General features: G+C 48.9%; 17 protein-coding genes. 4 read left to right on the forward strand and 13 right to left on the reverse strand.

The features are described 5' to 3' along the window. The first annotated feature begins 217 nt into the window (after positions 1-217). Positions 218-1648 carry a VanW family protein gene (locus L6H70_RS16030; protein WP_236334856.1) on the forward strand — a complete coding sequence of 477 codons (1431 nt, stop codon included), beginning with the start codon at positions 218-220 and terminating at the stop codon, positions 1646-1648. 207 nt (positions 1649-1855) lie between these two features. Beyond that, positions 1856-2278: a CBS domain-containing protein gene (locus L6H70_RS16035; RefSeq protein WP_236334858.1), complete on the forward strand. Its 423-nt coding sequence runs from the start codon at positions 1856-1858 to the stop codon at positions 2276-2278. Here the strand turns inward: L6H70_RS16035 and L6H70_RS16040 are convergent. From L6H70_RS16040 to L6H70_RS16075, 8 genes are all read right to left on the reverse strand, one after another. Continuing rightward, positions 2258-2860, reverse strand: a complete 603-nt coding sequence (locus L6H70_RS16040) for an IseA DL-endopeptidase inhibitor family protein (protein ID WP_236334861.1) — start codon at positions 2858-2860, stop codon at positions 2258-2260. The two genes, L6H70_RS16035 and L6H70_RS16040, sit on opposite strands and share 21 nt — an antisense overlap. A gap of 209 nt (positions 2861-3069) precedes the next feature. Continuing rightward, entirely contained in the window at positions 3070-3726 is a 657-nt protein-coding gene (gene pilO, locus L6H70_RS16045) for a type 4a pilus biogenesis protein PilO (protein WP_236334864.1), read from the reverse strand. Then, the gene (gene pilM, locus L6H70_RS16050; RefSeq protein WP_236334866.1) at positions 3710-5317 is read right to left on the reverse strand and encodes a pilus assembly protein PilM; all 1608 of its coding nucleotides are present in this window, start codon (positions 5315-5317) and stop codon (positions 3710-3712) included. The genes pilO and pilM overlap by 17 nt, the downstream gene beginning before the upstream one ends. 16 nt (positions 5318-5333) lie before the next feature. After that, positions 5334-6083, reverse strand: coding sequence for a prepilin peptidase (locus tag L6H70_RS16055; RefSeq protein ID WP_236334869.1), 750 nt, complete (start codon positions 6081-6083; stop codon positions 5334-5336). A 135-nt stretch (positions 6084-6218) separates the two neighbouring features. Further along, positions 6219-6725, reverse strand: coding sequence for a type II secretion system protein (locus L6H70_RS28710; RefSeq protein ID WP_279306764.1), 507 nt, complete (start codon positions 6723-6725; stop codon positions 6219-6221). A 127-nt stretch (positions 6726-6852) separates the two neighbouring features. Then, positions 6853-8058 carry a type II secretion system F family protein gene (locus L6H70_RS16065; protein ID WP_236334872.1) on the reverse strand — a complete coding sequence of 402 codons (1206 nt, stop codon included), beginning with the start codon at positions 8056-8058 and terminating at the stop codon, positions 6853-6855. Beyond that, complete coding sequence (locus L6H70_RS16070; protein ID WP_236334875.1) at positions 8045-9106, reverse strand: type IV pilus twitching motility protein PilT; 1062 nt, start codon at positions 9104-9106, stop codon at positions 8045-8047. Before L6H70_RS16070 ends, L6H70_RS16065 begins: the two co-directional genes overlap by 14 nt. Positions 9107-9125: 19 nt before the next feature. Then, positions 9126-10793 carry a GspE/PulE family protein gene (locus tag L6H70_RS16075; protein ID WP_236334877.1) on the reverse strand — a complete coding sequence of 556 codons (1668 nt, stop codon included), beginning with the start codon at positions 10791-10793 and terminating at the stop codon, positions 9126-9128. 390 nt (positions 10794-11183) lie between these two features. On the opposite strand from L6H70_RS16075, the gene L6H70_RS16080 reads away from it, so the two are divergent. Further along, complete coding sequence (locus L6H70_RS16080) at positions 11184-15692, forward strand: collagen-binding domain-containing protein (RefSeq protein WP_236334879.1); 4509 nt, start codon at positions 11184-11186, stop codon at positions 15690-15692. A 106-nt stretch (positions 15693-15798) separates the two neighbouring features. On the opposite strand, the gene L6H70_RS16085 is transcribed toward L6H70_RS16080, so the two are convergent. Genes L6H70_RS16085 through L6H70_RS16095 form a run of 3 tightly spaced genes read right to left on the reverse strand, consistent with a single transcriptional unit; the run spans position 15799 to position 18734 of the window. Beyond that, positions 15799-17697: a hypothetical protein gene (locus tag L6H70_RS16085; RefSeq protein ID WP_236334880.1), complete on the reverse strand. Its 1899-nt coding sequence runs from the start codon at positions 17695-17697 to the stop codon at positions 15799-15801. Continuing rightward, entirely contained in the window at positions 17639-18166 is a 528-nt protein-coding gene (locus L6H70_RS16090; protein WP_236334881.1) for a PulJ/GspJ family protein, read from the reverse strand. The genes L6H70_RS16085 and L6H70_RS16090 overlap by 59 nt, the downstream gene beginning before the upstream one ends. Continuing rightward, positions 18150-18734, reverse strand: coding sequence for a prepilin-type N-terminal cleavage/methylation domain-containing protein (locus tag L6H70_RS16095; RefSeq protein WP_236334882.1), 585 nt, complete (start codon positions 18732-18734; stop codon positions 18150-18152). Before L6H70_RS16095 ends, L6H70_RS16090 begins: the two co-directional genes overlap by 17 nt. Positions 18735-18930: 196 nt before the next feature. Here L6H70_RS16095 and L6H70_RS16100 point away from each other — a divergent pair, with 196 nt between their 5' ends. Further along, the gene (locus tag L6H70_RS16100) at positions 18931-19716 is read left to right on the forward strand and encodes an alpha/beta hydrolase (RefSeq protein ID WP_236334883.1); all 786 of its coding nucleotides are present in this window, start codon (positions 18931-18933) and stop codon (positions 19714-19716) included. A gap of 100 nt (positions 19717-19816) precedes the next feature. Here the strand turns inward: L6H70_RS16100 and argH are convergent, their stop codons facing one another. Then, a complete protein-coding gene (argH, locus tag L6H70_RS16105) occupies positions 19817-21232 on the reverse strand; it encodes an argininosuccinate lyase (RefSeq protein WP_236334884.1) in 1416 nt (471 codons plus the stop codon). Positions 21233-21351: 119 nt separating this feature from the next. Further along, positions 21352-22587 (reverse strand): argininosuccinate synthase, encoded by a 1236-nt coding sequence (locus L6H70_RS16110; protein WP_236334885.1) that lies wholly within the window; start codon positions 22585-22587, stop codon positions 21352-21354. Positions 22588-23054: the final 467 nt, after the last annotated feature.

Raw genomic sequence — 23054 nt, forward strand, 5'->3', positions numbered from 1 at the left:
CCCGAAAGTTTTACAGGCATCGCACATATAGATATATTACCGGCTCTTGTCCGGCTGTCTCAGAACATTATTACATTCGCTCCACCGCTGTTAAAATCCTGCCCGCCTGCAGCTTCTACTTCTATATATCTGCTTCAAAAACTGATCATTGCAAGCTCACTTTATCCGGCCGCGCTGCGGGGCAGCGCAAATCCGCCACCCTGAAGGAGTTTATCAGATGAAAAAAAAACACGCCGCCCTCATCACCGTAATCGGGCTGCTTCTGGCCGGATCACTTGTGGCCGGGGGACTTCATATATATGGAAATCAGCAGACGCTTCCCAAGGGCACCCGCCTCGCGGGCTGGGATATCGGCGGGATGGACATATCCGAAGTCCGCAGGGGAATAGCTGCAAGGCTAAGTGCTCTGGAGGCTGTCCCGTTGATTCTCAAAGCGGAGGGAAATACCGAGATGACCGTCACCTTGGCGCAGGCTGGAACCACGTATGAAGCAGAGGCATTTCTCCGGGGGCTGAAGGAGTTAACGGACGGAGGACTGCTCCATCGTGTCCAAGCCCGGCGGAGCTTTGCCAGCTCTTGGGGCCTCGGCATTCATCTGGAGATTAAGCAGCTGCAGAGCAGCTTAAGTCCGGCTTGGGAACGGGAATCGTTCGGCGTTCCGGTAGATGCCACCCGGCGGATTACCGGAGATGATCAAATCATCTATACTCCGGAAACCACCTCTTATGAGGTCGACTGGCATGGACTGGAGCTTGCCCTGCGGGCAGCCCTTCCTACCCGGCTCAGCAGCGCAGAGTTCCTGACGGGTAAGAGCATCACCCTTGAAGTGCCATTAACCGTTCAAGAACCGGCTGTAACCTTGAAGGCTTTGAAGGACCAGGGAATTGAGCGTAAGATTTCGCAGTTCAGCACCTCTCTGGGCTTAAGCGGTCCAGGCCGTACCTTCAACGTGGAGGCCGCAGCGAAAGCCGTCAACGGCACGATGCTGCCGCCGGGGGCTGTCTTTGATTACGGCAAGGCGATTGAAAAAGCCCAGGCAGAATATGGCTTCCGCGAAGCGCCAGTTATTGTGAACGGGAAGCTGCAGCCCGGCACCGGCGGGGGCATCTGCCAGGTCTCCAGCACGCTCTACAACGCAGCTCTCCGCTCCGGCCTGGAAATCGTGGAACGCCGGAATCACTCCCTGCCGGTCAGCTATCTGCCCAAAGGCCAGGATGCGACCTTTTCCCAAGGGTATATCAATTTCCGTTTCCGCAATAATACCGGTAAATATCTGATCATTAAGGCGGCTGTCCAAGGCCGGACGCTAACTGTAAAGCTGTTCGGCACCTTCCCGAGAAATGTCTACTATTCTGTTCAATCCCAAACAGTTGAGGTGCTGCAGCCCGCAGCTAAATATGTAGCAGATTCCTCTCTCCCCCGCGGCGGTACCCGTGTTCTGCAGAGCGGAAAGGCAGGCTATATCGTCGAGACCTATATCACACGTTTCGTTGACGGCAAAGCCGTAGAGAAGAAGAAGCTCTCCCGTGATGTATACCCGGCCCAGAAGCAGGTGATTGCCATCAACCGCGGCGGCATGAGCAATGCTGCCCGGCCGGAATCTCTGAGGAAGCCGCTGGTGGAAGACGGCGTGAGCAGCAGTGAATAATTAAATACGGACAGCGGAAAATAACCGCTATTCAGAGCGCACAGCAAAAAGACGGTTCAGAAACGTTCTGACCGTCATTTTGTGCAGCTTTGAAACACTGCTGAAATTTCCTGGCTTATTTTACACTTACCTTACTTTGGTAATTATTGGAGTTTACGCAGGCGCATTATACTGGGAGAATACCCGCAGCAGAAAGGATGAAGAAGGTTGAGCAACGTATTAATATCCGAATGGTCTACAGTGATCCGCAGCGCCCCTTCTGTTCCAGCTTCTCTCACCTGCCGTGAAACACTGCGCGTAATGTTCCAGCATCCGGAATCGAAATGCATCGTTGTCTGCAATGAGGTGGACGAGCCGGTGGGACTGCTGATGTGCGAACGCTTCTTTTTAAAAGCTACCGGACGCCTGGGTGCAGATCACTTCTACCGGGAATCCATAACCAGGCTGATGATCCGTAACCCCCTAATTGCCGATCTATCCGCCCCTGCCGTCTCCGTACTGGCCGAAGCCACGAACCGCCCCGAAATGATGAAAAATGATTGCATCATTATAACCTCCCAAGGCAAGCTCGCCGGTGTTGTCTACCCTTCAGACATGATGGAGAGTCCCTTAGAACAAGGTATCCGGTGACATATCGATTCTCCAGTAGCCGTTCACTTTTTTCAATTTGACGACTACCATTTCATTTGCCCCCTGACCGTCAGGCTGTGGCACACTCAATTCGAATACCGCAGTGGTTGCCGTTTTGGAGACCATAATGGCTGTAGCCTTATCGTACTGAAGCGCATTGCCCACATCGGCATTCACCTGTGCCATTCTTCCCTTATACTCCAGGAATTGTGTCTGCACATAAAAGGCAGCGGCATTGTGCGTGTATGCTCTTTTTATGTAATTCATCAGTTGTTGCTTGGTGCCAAGGTCGCTGGAAAGGTAACGGTAATTCATACCGTTGTATACGAATGTTTCCGGATTGTATACATTCCCGCTCCCGCTGGCGTAGGTATACAGTTTTTTGGCATGGACGACGAGCGGAATAATGCTTTTCACCGTCAGATTGTTAATCGTGGCCGGGCCCTCTTTACCCGGTAAAGAAACCGCCACGGTCTTTATGGCCGTGCTTCCGGTGTCCTGCGCGGCTGCCATTGCCCCGCTCCCTGCCGATACCAGCCCCAGTGCCAGGGCCAACGAACCTATCATCCACTTCTTGTTCATTCTCAATTCCTCCTTGTTGTTCTGCTTCACCCGGTAGATCGCAGTTACTTCCATTACAATGACCGTTACTTTATACTTTACGGCGGCTTGTAAGCTAAAATACCCAATTCATGTAGGAGTGAAAACGGATTTATTGGGGGGCTCATAAAAAAACCGGCCCGCTGAGGGACCGGAATATCAACATCTTTTTAAAGTAAGATTGGCCTATATTAGTTACCCTTAAACGCCGTCTGATTGGAGTCCTTAGCAGCCAGCGATGCATCGTTTCCTTCAGAGTCCTCTGCGTCTTCAAAATAGGCAGTAAATGAGACGTTTGCTGTGATAATCCCCGAGCTTCCCTGTGTTGATCCGCCTTCCGTAGACCGCTGGAATGATAACGAATCCACATTGACGATGCGGGGCAGCGACTGAAGCGCAAGCAGCCAGCTGCTGACCCCGTCATAGTCACCCTCGACTACTGCGGTCATATTAAGCTGCTTAACCGTGGGGTACACCGCTGTACTTGAGCCCGTCATTACCTGGATTGGATTCTGGTCGCCGACACTGAAGCTGACATCCTTTAGTCTCGTTCCGGTAACAGACCCGATTGCACGCAAATCCAGAATCAGCTGTTCACTGTTGTCACCTTTTGGAAGTTGGGCCAGCAGTGCCGCCTCTTCGGCATCTTGGGAGGTGTCGCTCTTCCGTTCGTCTATTTTACTCTGAAGCAGGTCATTCTGTTCATTCAGCTGGCTGAGCTCCGACTCCTGATCCCTGATTTCTTGATTGGCCGGCCGCACACCGAGCATAAAGAAAGCAAATAACAGCAAAAACAGGATCAGCAGACCCAATACAATGGGCGACCGGTATTTATTGATTTGTTCCACTATTATCCCCCTCTTCTGCGGCTGCCTGTCCGTCCGCTTCAGCGGCTCCCGCTTTTATTAAACTCACATGATACACGGCGGTATATGCGCCGTACGTTGAGATTGCAGCCTCCGTCGCCGTGTCCCCTTCTGTCAGCTTCTGGATCTCGATACTTGCAGCGAAGGACATCTTTCGAAGGTTAGCCAAATAAATGGATGCCGCCTCCATACTTGGCACTCTTACAGTGAGATCAATGGAGGTAAGATACGTATAGTTGATATTACGCAGCAGACTGCCTTGCGGTAAGCCGGAGGCCAGTTCGTTCAGCACGGACACAATATTCATTTTATAGGTGAGAATTTCATCCACTGCGGCTTTTCTGTTCAGCTGTCCTGATGTCCCATTCAGCTCAGCTAGCTGGGCTTGGAACATTAGAGACCGGTCTTGGGCACCCTGAATCTGTTGTTTATTATCTGCGATCTGCCCTTTATCAGTACTATAAAAAATACCCGTCCCAAGCGTCCCAAGCAGCCAAACACCGGCAAGTGCAACAGCAATGTAAGGAAAAAGTACTGCTTCCCGGTCTTCTCTAGGGAGAAGGTTGATCGTCAAAAATTCACCATCGCGCAGGGCAGCGCCGGCTGCTACGCGGTATTCATTCAACTCGGGATCTGAAGGTCCTCCGTCTGTAAGATCGTCTAGCCCGATCGGTGATACTTCCAGCTCAGTTAAGGATTGATTCAATTCCTCGTACAACTGGTTGCGGATATGCTGTGGACCTGCAATCAGCACGTTTTGAATTCTCGTGCTTCCGTCATGTAGGCTGTATTGATAAAAGTTTAACATTCGCGAAATTTCAGCGGTGATCTCCAGGATCTGTCCAGACGTAAGCAAATTACCAGCGAATTCAGACGCAGCTGCAGCTTCCTTGGCGTACTCCATTCCCGGTTGAAAAGCGGTTTGCACGCCACTGTTCAAGTCCATTTGATTTATGGTCCGGATAAATAAAGGATTGCCGTTGCGGAACATGTAGACGTCGAGAACAGTCTGCTCGATATTAATAAGCATGGTTTCCTCAAACTTAGCATTCTGGCCGAGAGCCAGGCTTCGGGCAAGAGCGGTAGCGGCGATTTCAACGGTGCTTACGCGCAGACCTGAGCCTTCCAGCACATCAATGTAGTCCTGAATCGGCTTACGGGGCGCAGCGAACACTAACAGATGGCTGCTATCCTCATCGACTTCGATGGTGACGTAATCGTAGACTGGGCTCTCAAAAGGCAGATGCAGCCCCGTTTCCACCTCCAGCTTCACAAGCTGCTCTACCTGTTTCGGGTTAGTGCTCGGGATGCTCATTTTACGGATGATGATCTGCGACGGAGGAATCGACAGAGAAACCCTTTTGCCGCGCAACCCCTCTTTTTTGACCCATTGCTTGACTCTTTCCAAGAGAGCTTCGCTATCGGCGACCTGATTCTCTACGATCATCCCCGGCGGAAGAGGTAGGTACCGCTTTTTGCGAACCTCCCATGACTTTTTATTCTTTAAGCTGATGTAGCGGATTCCCGTTTGCTCTATCGCAAGACCGGCCGCAGGATTCTGAAGTCCAAGCATATGAGCTATACTCCTCCTAATGAATAAGCGAGAGATACCCGCTGATAATCTGTGAGCCGTAACCGTAAGTAAGCATCGCTCCTACAGCCAGCCAAGGGCCGAACGGAACCGGCTGTCCGCGCTTGACGATACCCGTCAACTGCAGTGTACCGCCAACAAGCGTACCCAGCAGACAAGCTGCGAAAAAGGCAAGCAACACGCCGGGGAAGCCAATAACCAGCCCCAGTAGTGCAAATAACTTAAAGTCGCCCATGCCCATCCCGCCGAACCAGGCGAAAGGCAAGATAATCCCGCCTCCTAGAACAGCACCCAGCAGATATAACCATACCGGTCCTTCCGGGTTCAGCAGGGTGAGCATAAACAGGAGCGGTGTAAAAAAGAGAAGCACCTTATTCGGAATCAGCATATATTTGAGATCCGCAACTGTTACGATAACGGCTAAGCTCGATAACACGATCGCAGTTACTCCCCTGACGGTAAAGCCAAACTCTAAGTAGGACCAAAGGAATAAAAGCCCGGTCGCAAGCTCTCCTAGAGGATATAGTACAGACACCTTAGCCCCGCAATGCCTGCATCTCCCTTTGCTGGCCAACCAGCTGAGTACAGGTACCAGATCCCTCGCCGTCAGGCGTGTCCCGCACCCGGTGCAGTGCGAAGGCGGATGGCTGAGCGATTCCCCGGCAGGTACCCGCAGCGCAACCACATTATAGAAGGAGCCCAGAGTCATTCCGAGCAGCGTGATGTAAACAGCGATAATGATGGTCATGATTGGTTTCCTTTGTGTATGGGATGTTATTGCTGTCGGGATGATAACTTTTATTTAGACGGGATGTTGTAAAAAAGGAATCGGAATGGTCCGATTCCTTGAGTTGAATTCAAGAATATATTTACTACCTTTACTTTACGGAGCCGGAGTAGCCGCGGCGGACTTCAAAACCTGCGAAGCTGTAAAGCTGCCTCCAGCTGTCGTCGCTGTTCCTGTAGTTGGTACAGTATCTACCGCAGCAGAGCCAAGTGGCTTTGGAGCTATTTGTACAGAAGATAATTGCCCATCTTTAGTAAAATAAACCGCACCACCCGTTATAGTTGCTTTTGAACTTGGAAGACTTAAATCATTATCTAGATATCCTTTGGTCTTCATATCGGAAATCTTAATATTATATGCTGCATCCCTGTTAAACTTACCATCACCCTCACCAGCAATGTATAACCGTGCTGCATCATAAATTTGCCGAGCTGTAGCTACATCGGAGTCTTCTTTTGCATTTGAGATGATATTTCCGATCAACGGGATTGCAATAACCGCGATAATCCCCAGGATAACGATAACCGCCAATAGCTCAATCAGCGTAAAGCCCTTCTGTCCTTCTTCTTTGTTCAATCTCTTTTTAATTGCATTTGCTAACATATGATCTCCTCCTAAAAAAAATATAATGAGTGGATGAACTGCGTTTGTCTAAGCTCTTGTTTATCTAAAATCGTCAGTACGAAAGATATATTCTTTCGCCCGCGTCACCCCTCTCAATAAAATCCACCTACATATTGCTGTAAATACTAAACATCGGCAGCATTATCGCCGCCACAATCACACCGACAACCCCTGCCAAAAAGGCTATCAGCAGCGGCTCTAACAGCGATTTCAGCCGGTCAACGGTGTTCTCGACATCCATTTCGTAGAAATCGGCTATCTTAGACAGCATCTGATCAAGAGCCCCGGTTTCTTCACCGATAGCAATCATTTGTGTAACCAAAGGTGGGAAGACCCATGCCTTCTTCAGCGGCTCGGACAGGGGTTTCCCCTGTCTAAGCGAATCGCCCGCGCTTCGGATATATTTCCCGATCACTTTATTCCCCGCGATTTCTTCAACGATCGAAAGTGACTGCAGTATCGGTACCGAGCTGGCGTACAACGAGGAAAAGGTCCGTGTGAACTGGGCAATGGAGCCCTTCTGATTCAGCTTTCCGAACACCGGTACCTTCAGCTTGGCATAATCCAAGGCATAGGCGCCTTTTTCCGTACGTTTCGCAATCTGAAAAGCAGTGATGATCAGGATGATGCCAAGCCCCCAGAAATACCATTGTCCCTGGATACTTTTACTAAGCGCCAGCACCATTTTGGTGATTGCCGGGAGCTCCGCATCCATCGACTCGAACATTGTTACGAACTGAGGGACAATAGCCCACAGCAGATAGACAACTGCAGCTACTGCCATCACTGCGACTGTGATCGGATACATCAGTGCTGATTTGATTTTTTCTGTAGTCGTGTGCTGTTTCTCAAAATACATGGCCAGCCGTTCCAATGTCCCTTCCAGGTCACCGGATTCCTCACCCGCCCGCACCATACTGACGAACAAATGCGGAAAAATCTTAGTATGATCCTGAACGGCTTGAGAGAAAGCCACGCCGCGCAGAAGGTTCGAGCTGACGTCCTGCAAAGCTTTGGCCAGCGGCTTACTGTCCGTCTGTTCCGCTAAAATCCGGGTAGCATCGACAATTGAAACACCTGCCCGGATTAATGTTGCGAACTGCCGGCAGTAAATAATGAAATGAATTGTCTTAACCGGATTTCCGATGTAAATCTCCATCGACAGAATAGAGTTCTTTTGTTCATTCAGCGAGAAAACGGTAAGGCCCCGCTTGCGGAGCTCCTCCATCGCCGACGACTTGTCCATTGCAGTAAGCTTGCCTTTGAGTGGTTTCCCAGCTGACGTCTTGACCTGGTACTCAAATTGCGGCATCGGCTTTCACCTCCGCAAGATAAGTCTTGGCAGCTGCCTGATCGATGAGCCCTAGGGCCAAATAGTCGCGGATGCTCATATCCAGCGTGTGCATGCCCAGCGCTTTCCCGGTCTGCATCACATTTTTGATCTGGTGCGTCTTTTCGCTCCGGATCATGTTACCCACCGCAGGCGTATTGACCAAAATTTCGGTTGCACAGAGCCGCCCCTGTCCCTGTGACCGGGGGAATAACCGCTGTGATACGACTGCGAGCAGGACGGAAGCTAACTGTAAACGTATTTGGTTCTGCTGATGCCCGGGAAAAGCATCGATAATCCGGTCGATGGTCTGTGGCGCGTCGGAGGTATGCAGGGTTGCCATAACCAGGTGGCCCGTCTCTGCTGCGGTCACTGCTGCCGAGATCGTCTCCAGATCCCGCATTTCTCCGAGGAGAATCACGTCCGGGTCCTGACGGAGCGCGGCCCGTAAGCCATTCGAGAAGCTGGACGTATCGCTCCCGACCTCTCTCTGATTGATGATACAGGTTCCATGACTATGCAAAAATTCAATCGGATCTTCCAGCGTTACAATATGCTTCCGTTCACTTCGGTTAATATGATGGAGCATCGCAGCAAGCGTGGATGACTTCCCGCTCCCTGTTGGACCAGTTACCAGGATCAGCCCCTGCGGTTTCAGCGCCAGGGACGAAAGAACCGGCGGAAGTGCCAGCCGCTCCAAGGTTGGAATATCGGCTGGAATACTACGGGCGGCGATACTGATACCTCCCCTCTGACGGTATACATTCACACGGAACCGGACTCCTCCTTCCAGTGGATAGGAGAAGTCATACTCTCCCGTCGCACGAAATTCAGCTTCTCTTTCCGGTCCCAGCAAATCCAAAGCCATCTGTTCCGCTTCGCCGGGACCGACAATTTCGCCATCCGCGTTCTGTAGTCTGCCATCAATCCTTAGCACAGGAGGTGCACCTACTGAAATGTGCAAATCGGATGCTCGGGAGGAGTAAGCCATGTGCAGCAGCTGTGTAATATTTCTGGGTGAGATCGGCATTCGCGACTCCTCCTTTTGGTTAATGGGATACCGTCTCGCGCAGCACTTCCTGCAAGGTGGTCATCCCTTGCGAGACTTTAAGCAAACCGTCTTCCATCAGTTGGACCAGCCCGCCTTCTTTAGCTGCCAAGCGTAGCTCTTCCACCGACGCAGAATCCGTAATCAATTGACGAAGATGATCATTAATGGTTAACACTTCATGAATCGCGATCCGGCCACGATAGCCAGTAGAGTTACAGTTGCCGCAGCCCTTGCCCCTATGAAGCATCATGTCTGCCTGCAAACCATAGCGTTCTAACAAGATCGCCTCTTGTTGAGAGGGCTTATAGCTTTCCTTGCAATCACTGCATATTTTGCGTACAAGCCGCTGGGCGACCACACCTATTAGAGACGAAGCAATCAGGTACTGCTCCACACCCATATCGCGGAGTCTAGATACGCTGCTGACGGCATCATTGGTATGGAGCGTGGACAGCACCAAGTGACCGGTCAGTGACGCTCTGACCGCAATTTCGGCGGTTTCTGTATCCCGGATTTCCCCCACCATTACAATATTGGGGTCCTGACGGAGAATGGACCGCAGCCCTGCCGCAAACGTGAGACCAATGGCCGGATTAACGTGAACCTGATTGATTCCTTCGAGCTGATACTCAACCGGATCCTCAACAGTGATGATGTTGACGCTCTCCTGATTAAGCTGGTTGAGTGCAGAATATAGTGTAGTCGTTTTGCCGCTTCCCGTTGGTCCTGTAATCAGCAAAATTCCGTAAGGACGGCCAATCATGTCCTTAAACGACACCGCATTGCTGTCACTGAATCCAAGCGTATCAACGGATTTCACACCGGTACTGAGATCCAACAGCCGTAGCACGATCTTCTCCCCATGCATCGTTGGCAGTGAAGAGACACGAATGTCGATCATCTTATAGTCAAACTGCATCTTAATTCGTCCGTCCTGGGGAAGACGCCGTTCGGCGATGTTTAAGCGGGCCATAATCTTAAGTCTGGCCGTGATAAAGCCCTGCATCTGCTTCGGAATCAGCCGCTCCGTGCGAAGTGTACCATCGATCCGGTATCGTATCGCCAGGTTATTCTCACCCGGGTCAACATGAATATCTGATGCCCGCAGCTGAACCGCCTGCTGAATCATCTGGTTGACGAGTCTGACGATCGGTGAATCCTCATCAGTTATTTCTGTTTCTTCGATCTCTTCCTGGGTTGGAAGTTCTACCAGCATCTGGTTCATGGAGTCGCGCATGCCGTAATGGCGGGCAATAGCGCGCTGCAGTTCGTCCCTTGTCGAGATAGCAGGTTCGATGCGGAAACCCGTGCTCATCCGTAAATCCTCGATTGCAAAATAGTCCAGCGGATCCGCCATAGCCACCATCAGCTTCCCGCCCTCTTTCATAAAGGGGAGAACTTGGTACCGCTTGGCCATACTTTCCGGAATAATCTGTGTAATCGCCGGATCGATCTGATATTTAAACAAGCTTACATGTGGAATGCCTAATTGAAATTCAAGTACCTCGATCAGTTGCTGCTCTGTAATGTACCCTTGCGAAATTAGCAGGTCACCCAGCTTGCGTTTGGATTTACGCTGGTCTACCAATGCCTCCTGAAGCTGTTCCTGTGAAATGATTCCATTTTCTACCAGCAAGTCACCAAGTCTTTTTTTCACAATCGCCAACTTCAACTCATCTCCATGCCGTGTAGTGTATGTAAGTTCTATCGGAACAATATCTATTAAAATTAAGCTAATAACAGTGCGAAATGCCTACATTTTTCATAGAGTTTTGTCGATAAATTTCGTATGTATGCCAAGTTTAAACTATTAATTTTTTAATAGATTATTTTTAAAAAAATAATTCCCAGGTCTCAAATTTTTAGTTATATTTACACATTCGTTCATTGCCTAACTGTGAAATTTATCCTAGAATGATATATAGCATATTATAGGTAATCTTACAATGAATCTAGGCAAAAAATGCTATTTTTCAAGAGGATTTTTACCAATAAGACATTTTTTTCGGTAAACCGGGGAGTGATGGTGATGAAAATGTTCAATCGGAAGAAGCTTATGTTTTTTTCTGTAACCGCAGTATTGATAGTATTAACAGTTTTGTTGATTCAGCTGTTTAGCCCGGATGTTGAGGCATCGAATAATGACTATCCAATTCGCATTCTGGAGATAACAGATCCCACCAGTACCAGTCTGGGATCCGACGGCAGCGAACTGGACGAGCTTAAGACACTCTCCAATGTTACCGTTGATACGGTTACGATGAAGAAGTTCGTCTCACTACGCGAAGACTGGGACGGCAAGTACGATGCCATCTACATAAGCCAGGGGAGCTTCAGCAAAACGCTGGTTTCCAGCACTTCAGCGATGAACAGCACCGACCGGGACAAAGCCCATAACACGCTCGCTGTCCAGAACGACATTACTAATCTGAAGGCAAAAGAAATCATCGACTACTACATCAATAAAGGCCTGTATGTATTTCTTCCGGATGAAACCTTTAAAGCCCAGGAGAAAGACAAGAATCTGCAAGGAAAGCTTTACAATTCATTTAATATTTATCGCACCACAGCGGGCAGAAAAGCCAACGTTGTTTTTCTCACCGACACCGACAACATCCGTAGTAACTGGATTACCGGGATTAAGAACCGTACGCCACTATATATAGCCGGGCTTGTCCGGCGTCCGCTGCTTACAATTTCCAACAAATCGGAAATTAAAAGCTATTTAACTAATGCCACTGATACTTATAGGCCGGGCGATGCTATGACCTTCAAGATCAAACTTGATAACGTGCCTAACATCACAACCACCCCTGTCCGTGTCCGTTTGTACATGAGTGTAGATTCTTCGATTCCTATGACTGAGGATCATGTGGTCGCCTCGCTGGAAATGAATTCCACTGAGGGAACTCTTCGCTATACTCTGCCGGATACTTACTCAGGACTGCTTTACTGGAAGCTGGAGGTGACCGACACCTCAACCAATCTTAAGGCCTTTGATCGTGATGTCATCCGTTTCAATGGTGTTAAGCCGATTATTAAGGTGCTTCAGGTTATGCCTTCGAATCGTTCCGACAGTTCGCTCCTGAATAGTCTCAATATGAATCAGACCTATCTAAATACCAATAGTTATCAGCTTTCTATTTCTACGATGAACATGAATAATTTCAATACCTATATCAGTGAGAATGCCAACAGTCCACAACATGGTCTTAACGGCGTTTATGACATGATTGTCTTCGGCTTTCAGGATATGTATGACCGTGTGACTAGCCCGATGATTTCAAAAGAGGCCGCCCAGGCGGTTTATGATTTTGCCAACACAACCAAACAAAGCATCATGCTCACCCATGATACGATTTATATTGATGATCCTAACGATTTGAACTATTGGGGCGATTACTTCCGTACACTGGTTGGCCAGACTTCAAGAACTTACTTGGGAGGCAATGCTGTCAATCCATCCTCTAAGGTCGTTCCTGTCAACAACGGTCTACTGACTCAATACCCCTTCAATCTTAACAGTGCCGGCAGTACCTACTATCCGGTAGCTGAAACGCACGACCAGTTTTTTATGCTGGATTTGGAGCGGGCCGATGTGGTGCCATGGTATAACGTTAAGAGCGAATCCGGCAAAACCCAGCGGGATGTCGATGACAGCTACAACCATTTCTATACGTATTCTGTAGGCAGCATTACCTTTTCCGGCACAGGGCATAGCAAAAAAGGGGATATCAATAATAATATTAAGTTCCCCGACTGGGAGCAGAAGCTCTTCGTTAATACAATGTACCGGGCTTTCGTCGGTGCCAACCACGCTCCGGAGATCACGGTAAACGCTCCTGCAGAGGGTAGCATCATCCCGTCTTATACACATGAGATCTTGGTTGATTACAGCGCAAGAGATTTCGATTTGAACGACCGCAACCTGACGACATCCATTCGCTTTAAATCTGGAGGAAACTATATTAACAATGCCGGTGTGGATGGATTGAGTCTCCAGTCGGGACAGACTATTAGCCGCTCCTTTGCTAACCCGCTTCCGAACGGCGGAGATTTACAGATCGAGATCAACGCTTGGGACAGCCATGGAGCACTGGCTACCAAAACGATCAATGTAACGATCAGACAAGCAACAGCCAGTCTAACCGCCACACGGGTATTGCCTGCAAGCATTGTCAATGGTGAAGTTATACGCGGGCAAGACGTCGCCGTAACATATACTATTACGCCAAGGTCAATTCCATTTACCCAAACGAATATTACAGCGAATGTCGGAGACAGCCAAATCATTTCCAACGTCGTCTTTACAGAACGAATCCCACCTGGGCTAGACATTACGGGATCGTCCACAGACATTACCAAATCCGGGACATCCGGCACTGGTTACAGCGTAACAAAGAAATTAAGTGATATCCGTTATACCCTAAAGACCGGAACAGATGGTGTCAAAACCTTCGTTCCCGATCCCGGCCAAGACGTTACATTCTCAATTACGGTATCCCCGCAAAGAGCCGGAGATTTCCTATTTAATACAGCCTCTTTGCAATATGATGAGATTCATGCTGTGACAGACGGGTCGCTACTTGGCGCCGGAAGTGATTATAATCTGGTAGTCGTAGGCATCCCAAACAATTCTAATACTGTGACAATTAGCAACCTTTCAATCCAGGGACGTGTCGCAGCTAGCGGAGATGTTGATTTCCGTAATATCGGTGGGGGAGCTTATATCAATCAGAGCGGTAACTCTTCTCAGAACGCCTTGGTTGCAGGCGGTAACCTTTACTATAATAACAATATCACTATAAACGGTAATGCCGTGTATGGCGGTAACTATTACTATAACGGGAATGCTGATACCCAATCCATCAGAGGACAGGTCGTGAAAGGTTCTCCGATCGACTTTGCCTCGCTGCGAGACAGGATGACGCACCTGACAACCCAACTGGCTGCTCTGACCGATAATGGTTCGGTGAACTCAGCCTATGGAACGATTACTTTAACAGGTACTGGCGGTGCCAAGCTGTATATATTTTCTGTTCCCGCTGAAATGACTTCTTCGGCAACCAGCTTGAATGTATCGGTCCCTCAAGGGTCTACTGTGCTGGTCAACATTGGAGCAGGAAGCAAGACTGTCAATATGGCCCTCAACACTAATCTTAGCGGAGTCGATGCCGGGCATATTCTATATAACTTTCCAACTGCTGAATCACTTGTGTTACGCAACACCTTAAACGGTACCTTTCTAGCTCCATTCGCTAATGTCAGCTTCGAGAATGGGCAGTTAACTGGTCAGGTTGTAGCAGGTTCTGTGACTAAGATGACAACTTTAATGTACTCACCGTTTAGTGGGACGATTCCGTTGAATGAAGACCCTGTACCTGGCTCGGTGCTATTTTCTCCGTTGCAGTTGATGATGCATGCAGTAATCAAGGTAGAGAGTATTACGTTGCCTAATACAGATATCCTGTTAAATGATAATCCGTTACGCATTATACCCACATCTATTTTACCTGCAGATGCCTCTAATAAAGTATTAAGCTGGAGCTCGGCAGATCCGTCAGCAGTATATATTGATTCCATAACCGGAGAGGTAACTGGCAAGAGAGTCAGTACAAGCCCCGTGGAAATAACTGCAACTGCTACTGATGGAAGCGGAATAACAGGAAAAGCCCTCATTACCGTCAAAGACCGCACACTGTGGATTGAGGGCGGGGATAACCCTGTTAAACCGAAAACTGATTTAGGATTGAAGGCCATCTATAACACGATTCTGGAGGAAAATATTACTTATGTTTGGAAGGTCCTCGATAAGGACGGAAACGATGTGAGCAGTTATATTACAGCCGCGGCTGAAAACGCAACATTTAATGCACCTGCATCCGGTGATTATACCGTTTATGTTTACGTATCCAGCAACAAGGCTACCAACGTCCCTGCCAGCAAGATCATTACTGTGAGCAATCCTCTTGAGGCCTTATCGATCTCAGGCAGCGGAAACTCGGTTCCGATAAGAGGGTCGCTGGATCTCACGGCTATTCTTAAACCGACTAACGCTGACGGAACCGCTTTGGAATGGTTATTCGTAAATCCAGATCACAGCCAATATGCCGAGCTGAAGCCAGTTACCGGAACGAACCTATGCCAGTTGGTAGCTAAGGATGCTCCCGGCAAGACGGTTCAGGTCATTGTCAAAGACAAGAATAGCGGAATTACCAGTCTGCCTTACGCAGTAAGCATTACAGGTCTTAATGGTCTTGAGTTCAGTCAGTTCAGCAAGACCATCTATGTCGGCGACCCTGCCTTTAATCTGATGAGTTTATTATGGACGATACCGCGTACCGTTTCCTTGGAATCTATCCAAAATGATTTAACCTGGACCAGCAGCCAACCGGATATTGCTTCTTTCGCCAACCCGAAACAAGGTGCCATAGCCGGGCATAAAAAGGGGTCTGTTACAGTTACTGTTACTTACTCTGTTCCAGGACTGCAGCCTGTAACTGCAACAATAGAAGTGATTGTCGTGAACCGCCCGTCTAACCTCAATGAGGGAGACCGTTACTGACAAACTTGTGGTTTCTGCTCAATAAAAAAGCTTTCCCGGATTCCGCTTCATACGGAAATATCCAGGAAAGCTTTTTTTATTAAGCTAATACTCTTGGTTCTTCTAATCAATTCGTAGTAGTCGCGTCAGGAGATTGTGGAGGAGCACTAATGAGCCTCATCGGACTCACAGAAATATTCACCTTCCGGACCCTTGGTAGACTGGATTGCTGATCGGAGTATACATTGTAATTATAAATCACCCGAAAACGCTCTCTTGCCCTTGGGCTGGTAATTTGCGGCTCTGAGAAGAGCAATTTATCGCCAATTACAGCTCCTGCCGGTTGATTCGCATTTCCTAACACTGCATTTACCGTCAAATCTCCTTTAGAGAAAAATCCGCCTCTCAGCCAAAAGATCGAACCGACACCATAAAGGTCAGCCTTGTCATCAGTATAAAAAAAAGCGTTCATTTCAGTCGGATCAACATTGGAAAAAGCGTCAATCCGGTTTACCAGCACCGGACCTTTAGAAATTAGCACTAATTCCTTTTGATCTGTGCCCGTACCTAGGCCACTGATTACTGCATCTTCCACTGTGGTGCTTCCAAGTACGAACATCGTAGAATCAAAAGATACGTTACCTTTGATTGTCACGTTACCAGTAACCAATATATTCGCTTTAATGGAAACAAAGTCGGGTTTATTATTGATAATATTTAAGTTACCGTCTATAACCAGCCATTTTGGAGCACTGCCTCTTTTGGCGGTATCGGTAAAAGTTATGCCAGAGTAGTCGATACCATCAATCGTAAGATTGCCATCAACCCGGTACGATTGATTCATATTCATAAAGAAACGATGGTACGACAAAAGTTCATTGTTATATTGGACAAGTCTTGTCTGGTATGCAGCATCGTTCTCCCCGTCGTTCTGTGAAGGCTTAACCGGAGGGGGTATTACCGGCTTTGCACTAATGAGATTGGCTGTCCGCAGCCAAGTAGTTAGTTCGCTTTTGTTTTTTTTGCCAAGCTGTTTTCGAAGCTCCTCCGCCGCAATAACATTAGCGGGCGAGGTAGCTTCAACCAGTTTGTCATTAAAAGATTCTTCCACATTAATCTGTACGAACTTCTTCTGATCTTTTATGTTAACCTTATCCAAATCAATATCCAATATACTCCTAATGGTTTGACCCATATCAGTACTTTCAGATAAAATTTCGGGTTCTCCCCCGCTCCCGGCTTGATCGAATGTATGATATTCGATATTTTCAAGCGATTGTACATAAACTTTTCCCGAATTTGCGGTATCTGTCCCATTAGGTTGGATTTGCGGGAACATTGTCACCTTCGTCAAACTGGAATCCCCGAGGTATGTATACTCGGCTCTGTTAGAGACAATCAGTTTGTTGCCCGCATATATATTTCCTTTTAACACTGGCGCTCCATTCAGGTAAACATTCTGCTCCGAACCAAAGGCATATTTCAGAAAGTCCGGGTAGCTGTCGATCGTAATTCTCTGCTGGAGAGTACGCTGAACACCGTTTACCAGTGCAGAGGCCTCTACATCGATGTAATACTGTCTCGTCTGCCCGCCGATATTCTTATTTTTGTATTCAATGTAGTCAATCATTCCACTGCTGCCGACACCAAGCTCTGTGGAAACATTGAGGCCTTCCTTGTCCAAACCGCGCAGAACATCTTCAAGCTTATCCGGATTGATATCCGTCATTTTAGCTAACCGTGCTTGGATATAGGCCGTAGACTCATCCAGACCCTTTTGTGCCAAATGCAGGCTCTGGACATCGTTTTCCCTAGTTTCCGTTCGTACTGCTCCGCCGATGGTTGCGCTGAGGACGCCCATCCCAAGGATCGTAAGCAGTAGTACTATAAACATGACCAGTACAAGAGCGGAGCCTTCTTCTGAACGAAGCCGCCGGCTTAGCTCTCCAGCACGCATCATTTTACCCTTAAAAACCAAATTGACTATCCACACTAAGGCCTTCCCCCTCCAATGCCCCACCATCATGGCTTAACACAAGCTGTATCTGCACCAGTCCTGATTCATACAATGCGTTGGGATTCGGTGTGCTTTCATCTACTTTAGTGACGGCTATAGTCGACCCCTCCAAAGCGGATTCTAAATGAAGTGCCGCTGTGCTTCCGGGTCCAATCCGTGTTTCGCCGATTACGATATCACTGCCGTCCACTTGAATTCGTACCGGATCACTATCTGACCTTTGCAGCATTATTCCTGAACTTGTGTTCCTTATCTCCTCCGGTCCGTAAGTATACAGCTCTGTAATAATTGAGGACATCACGAGGTCGGCTTCATCACGCAACTTATTCTCAACCGTAATTTTATGATAGCTTTTAAAACCGAACATGGTCACAGATCCGATAATACCGGCCACAATTGCAAACAGGCTAATGGCCGCGATCAATTCAATTAAAGTAAAACCGTTTTCGCTTTCTACACCATTAGCGAATTTCTTCATTACTGATATATCCCTCCACCTCTACTGGTGCGGACGGGCCGCTCTCAGAATCACGAGTAACCACAACCTTGACCGGAAGCAGATAGTCCCGGATATCCGCTTTATCTAACTCATCAACCGCCCCATCCTCTGAATCCGATTCCTCTAATAATCCCCTTTGATAAACAACATTGATGCTATAATCAATTCCGTTTACTTTGGGGTGGAGGACATGGGCCAGCGATTCCGTATTAAAAGCTTGTTGATATGCATTTCCTTCTGGACTACTATCATCATCACATGCATCTATGCGACATACATCGGCAGAAAGCGAATAATCTTGAGTCACGAAAAACTCCTGCACTTTCTCAAAATCCTGCTTCTCCATATAAAAAAGTGCATTCCGCGCCAGATTGACCATAATTGTCTTATTCTGGTTCGACTTAGAGTAAGTCAGGGCGTTGGTAAAATAAGAGGTTAGCACCAGTGACACTATCGACAAAATAACGATAGCCGCCAGCACTTCAATTAAAGTAAATCCCCCCTCTTCCTTGTTCCATAACGCTTTTTGGTTATCGCTTAAAGGCATCCGGTTCGCTCCTTATCCTGTTCTGCCTGTCATAAGTCCTATTTCCTGCACCGATCTGAATCTTTCTACCTATTCCCATTATATTCTTTCATTAGTTGCCCCAGCAATCCTATTAGACATAATTATTCTAGAGATTTCTACTATGTATATCGGTTTCGCGCTGTGCTATCATTTGTGCTAAAAGGAGGATGTATCCATGGCTTTAATAGAATGCAAATTTTATTCCGAAGTGCTCGGATTAAGCACCTCAATGACGGTTATTCTGCCGCAGCAGACGACTACGCAAATTGGTCTCAGCAATGTCAAAAGAGGAGATCTTCACCCGACACTCTACCTGCTGCACGGTTTATCGGATGACGACTCCATCTGGCTGCGCCGGACCTCGATTGAACGGTATGTGGCAGAGCTGGGTATCGCCGTGGTCATGCCGCAGGTGCACCGCAGCTTTTATACGGATATGGCGGACGGAGGCAATTACTGGACCTTTATCAGTGAGGAGCTGCCGGCACTCGCACGCTCGTTCTTCCCGCTGTCGCCAAAACGTGAGGATAACTTCGTAGCCGGTCTCTCCATGGGCGGGTATGGAGCGTTTAAGCTGGGTCTGCGCAAGCCGGAGACTTTCGCTGCTGCGGCAAGCCTTTCCGGGGCGCTGGATATGGCGCATGATTTCATCAACTGGGAAGACCCTTCCCAAAAGAGCCGGGAGTATGAGCTTATTTTCGGGAAAGAGGATATCGACGGTACTCCCAATGATCTACTGTGGTTGCTCAAGGAAGTGGACCGCTCCAAGGGGCCTAAACCGCTTCTCTATCAGTGCTGCGGCACGGAGGATTTCCTGTATGAGAATAATCAGAACTTCCGCAAAGCCTGTGCCAAGACTTCACTGTCTCTAACCTATGAAGAAGGTCCGGGCGCACATGAGTGGGGCTACTGGGATACCAAAATCCAAGATGTACTGAAATGGCTGCCGCTAGGTAAATAATCAGGCCGTTGCTGTAAAAAAGAGACTGTCCTTCCCGTAACCGATACGGTGAGGACAGTCTTTGGTTTAGGTCATGCTTAATGAAGATCAGCCTGACTGTTTATTCGGCACTGCTAGTATGCTGCGCTACCCATTTACCTGCTTCCTGCAGAGAAGCTTCAGCCCGTTCAATCGCCGCTTTAACCTGTACAGTGGCTGTGCCGCCGTAGACGTTACGGGCGTTCACTACAGCCTCAGGCTGCAGAACAGCATAAATCTGGTCATCGAATAGCGGTGAGAACTGCTTGAATTCATCCAGTGTCAGATCGAGTAGGAATTTACCTTCATTGATACAATACAGCACGGTTTTGCCGATCACCTCATGAGCCTGGCGGAAAGGGAGTCCCTTGCCGACCAGGAAGTCAGCGATATCGGTCGCATTGGAGAAGTCGGTATTAACCGCTTCACGCATCCGGGTTTTGTTCACCTTCATGGTGGAGATCATCGGTGCGAACAGCTGCAGCGCACCTGTCAGCGTGGCTACTGTATCAAACATGCCCTCTTTGTCTTCCTGCATATCCTTATTGTAAGCCAGCGGCAGCGATTTGAGAACGGTCAAGAGACCGATCAGATTGCCGTAGACACGGCCTGTTTTGCCGCGCACCAGTTCCGGTACGTCCGGGTTCTTCTTCTGCGGCATGATGCTGCTGCCGGTACAGAACGCATCATCAAGCTCTACGAAGCTGAATTCCGTGCTGCTCCACAGCACGAGCTCTTCGCTCAGCCGGGACAGGTGGGTCATAATAAGGGCTGCGTTCGCCAGGAATTCAACAATGAAGTCGCGGTCGCTGACTGCATCAAGACTATTCTCATACACGCTATCAAAACCAAGCTGCTCTGCCACAAAATGACGGTCAATCGGGAACGTCGTTCCGGCAAGCGCCCCGGCACCCAGCGGCAGCACATTGATCCGCTTGTAGCTGTCCGTCAGGCGCTCCGCATCGCGGCGGAACATGGACACGTAAGCCAGCAGGTGATGGGCGAACAGGATCGGCTGTGCGCGCTGCAAATGTGTGTATCCCGGCACAATCGTCTCCACATTATCCTTCGCCTGTTCAATCAGGGCTTCCTGCAGTTCATGCAGCAGACCTACGAACTCCACTACCCGGTTCCGGAGATACAAATGCATGTCTGTCGCTACCTGATCGTTACGGCTGCGCCCTGTATGCAGCTTGCCCCCGACCGGACCGACTTCCCCGATCAGATTCTTTTCGATATTCATATGAATATCTTCGTCCGCTACAGAGAACTCAATCTCGCCTGCCCGCACCTTATCCAGTACCTTGTTCAGCCCGGCCTTGATGGTTTCGACATCCTCCTGCGGCAGAATACCGCATTTGCCCAGCATCGTCACATGGGCCAGACTGCCCTGCACATCCTCTTCGGCCAGTGCCTTATCAAATCCGATGGATGCTGTGTATTCCTCCACCAGCTTGTTTGTTCCTTTGGTAAACCGTCCGCCCCAAAGCTTGCTCACCTGTTATGTCCTCCTCTGATGGACGATAGAAGGGCCGCTCCTGTCCTGACGGAGGAACGGCCTTCTAGTGTCCGCTTATATGATATGCTGCTATAAAACCGTCGAGCGGCTAAAATAATCTACTTATTCGATTCCGCCACACCGGCAGATACCTTCAAACGCAGTGCATTCAGGCGGATAAAGCCTGTTGCATCCCCCTGGTCATAGGCCTGAGTCGGATCTGCTTCCATTGTAGCGATATCCGGGTTGTACAGGCTGACAGGAGATTTCACGCCGGCACCGATAATGTTGCCTTTGTACAGCTTCACGCGCACCGTACCGGTTACGTTCTTCTGGCTCTCGTTCACCAGGGCCTGCAGCGCAAGACGCTCAGGAGCGAACCAGAAACCGTTATATACCAACGTACTGTAACGGGTAATCAGGCTGTCACGCAGGTTCATCACTTCACGGTCCATCGTGATGGATTCCATTTTGCGGTGAGCGGTGAACAGGATGGTTCCTCCTGGAGTCTCGTACACGCCGCGGCTCTTCATGCCGACAAAACGGTTCTCAACCATGTCTACGCGTCCGATACCGTGCTTGCCGCCCAGCTCATTCAGCTTCTCCATCACCTGCAGCGGAGTCAACGCTTCACCGTTCAGCGCCACACAGTTACCTTTCAGGAAGTCAAGCTCCAGGTATTCCGCTTCATCCGGAGCATCCTCCGGAGCATTACTGAGCAGGAACATCTCCTTGTTCTCCGGCGCGCTTGGATCAAACCACGGATCTTCCAGTACGCCGCTCTCATAACTGATGTGCAGCAGATTGCGGTCCATCGAATACGGCTTCGCTGCCGATGCCTGCACCGGAATGCCATTGGCTTCAGCGTAGGCAATCATTTCCGCACGGCCCGGGAACTGGTTGCGGAACTCTTCCAGCCGCCAAGGTGCAATCACCTTGACGCTTGGCGACAATGCTGCCGCATTCAGCTCGAAGCGGACCTGGTCATTCCCTTTGCCGGTTGCGCCATGGGCAATCGCTGTAGCGCCTTCGGCGATGGCAATGTCCACCATGCGCTTAGCGATCAGCGGACGGGCAATACTTGTTCCAAGCAGATATTGTCCTTCATACAGCGCACCCGACTGGAACATCGGATAGATGAAGTCATTCGCGAACTCGTCGCGCAAATCGTCGATGTAGACCTTCGATGCGCCGGTTGCCAGCGCTTTTTCCTCTAGGCCGTCAAGCTCTTCCTTCTGGCCGATATCGGCGGTGAATGCAATAATCTCCGCATCATAGGTTTCTTTGAGCCATTTCAGGATGACTGAGGTATCCAGTCCGCCGGAATAGGCGAGTACGATTTTTTCTTTTGCCATGGGGGTGCAACTTCCTTTCGGTGTGGGGGTATAGGATCAACATTGATAAAAAGAGTATAGCTCCGGTGCTCCGACGCAGGCTGCGTGAAGGTTTGGACTTCCGGCCGCTGTTATAATCGGATTTCTATGATTTAAGCCCGCAGACGGCGGGGGAAATCCGATTATAAAGGCGGACGCTGCCGCTCCTCCAGTTCCAAACTTCACTCCGCTGCTTAGCACTGGATCAACAACTTTAAAAGCCAAGTTCATCCTATATAGTGTTTTATATAGTATAAGACCAGACATATTAGTCGGAATTACTCCACCTAAATCCAGGTTTGACCGTCATATCTACGTTATAGGGGAATTTCTCCACTTATTTCCGTTTACATACCCCTTTGGTGTTACTTTCCGAAAAATTAAGTGGAGATTATCCAACTAGAATTTCAGTATAGGTGTATGAGAGGAAATTAAGCGGATAAATTCCA

The sequence above is a fragment of the Paenibacillus auburnensis genome (genome assembly GCF_927798115.1).
GTDB lineage: Bacteria > Bacillota > Bacilli > Paenibacillales > Paenibacillaceae > Paenibacillus_AQ > Paenibacillus_AQ auburnensis.

Coding starts and splice junctions, on each gene's coding strand:
- L6H70_RS16030 (WP_236334856.1), top strand. CDS start 218: ATGAAAAAAAAACACGCCGCCCTCATCACCGTAATCGGGCTGCTTCTG.
- L6H70_RS16040 (WP_236334861.1), bottom strand. CDS start 2,860: ATGAACAAGAAGTGGATGATAGGTTCGTTGGCCCTGGCACTGGGGCTG.
- pilM (WP_236334866.1), bottom strand. CDS start 5,317: ATGCTTGGACTTCAGAATCCTGCGGCCGGTCTTGCGATAGAGCAAACG.
- L6H70_RS16055 (WP_236334869.1), bottom strand. CDS start 6,083: ATGACCATCATTATCGCTGTTTACATCACGCTGCTCGGAATGACTCTG.
- L6H70_RS28710 (WP_279306764.1), bottom strand. CDS start 6,725: ATGTTAGCAAATGCAATTAAAAAGAGATTGAACAAAGAAGAAGGACAG.
- L6H70_RS16065 (WP_236334872.1), bottom strand. CDS start 8,058: ATGCCGCAATTTGAGTACCAGGTCAAGACGTCAGCTGGGAAACCACTC.
- L6H70_RS16070 (WP_236334875.1), bottom strand. CDS start 9,106: ATGCCGATCTCACCCAGAAATATTACACAGCTGCTGCACATGGCTTAC.
- L6H70_RS16080 (WP_236334879.1), top strand. CDS start 11,184: ATGTTTTTTTCTGTAACCGCAGTATTGATAGTATTAACAGTTTTGTTG.
- L6H70_RS16085 (WP_236334880.1), bottom strand. CDS start 17,697: ATGATGGTGGGGCATTGGAGGGGGAAGGCCTTAGTGTGGATAGTCAAT.
- L6H70_RS16090 (WP_236334881.1), bottom strand. CDS start 18,166: ATGAAGAAATTCGCTAATGGTGTAGAAAGCGAAAACGGTTTTACTTTA.
- L6H70_RS16095 (WP_236334882.1), bottom strand. CDS start 18,734: ATGCCTTTAAGCGATAACCAAAAAGCGTTATGGAACAAGGAAGAGGGG.
- L6H70_RS16100 (WP_236334883.1), top strand. CDS start 18,931: ATGGCTTTAATAGAATGCAAATTTTATTCCGAAGTGCTCGGATTAAGC.
- L6H70_RS16110 (WP_236334885.1), bottom strand. CDS start 22,587: ATGGCAAAAGAAAAAATCGTACTCGCCTATTCCGGCGGACTGGATACC.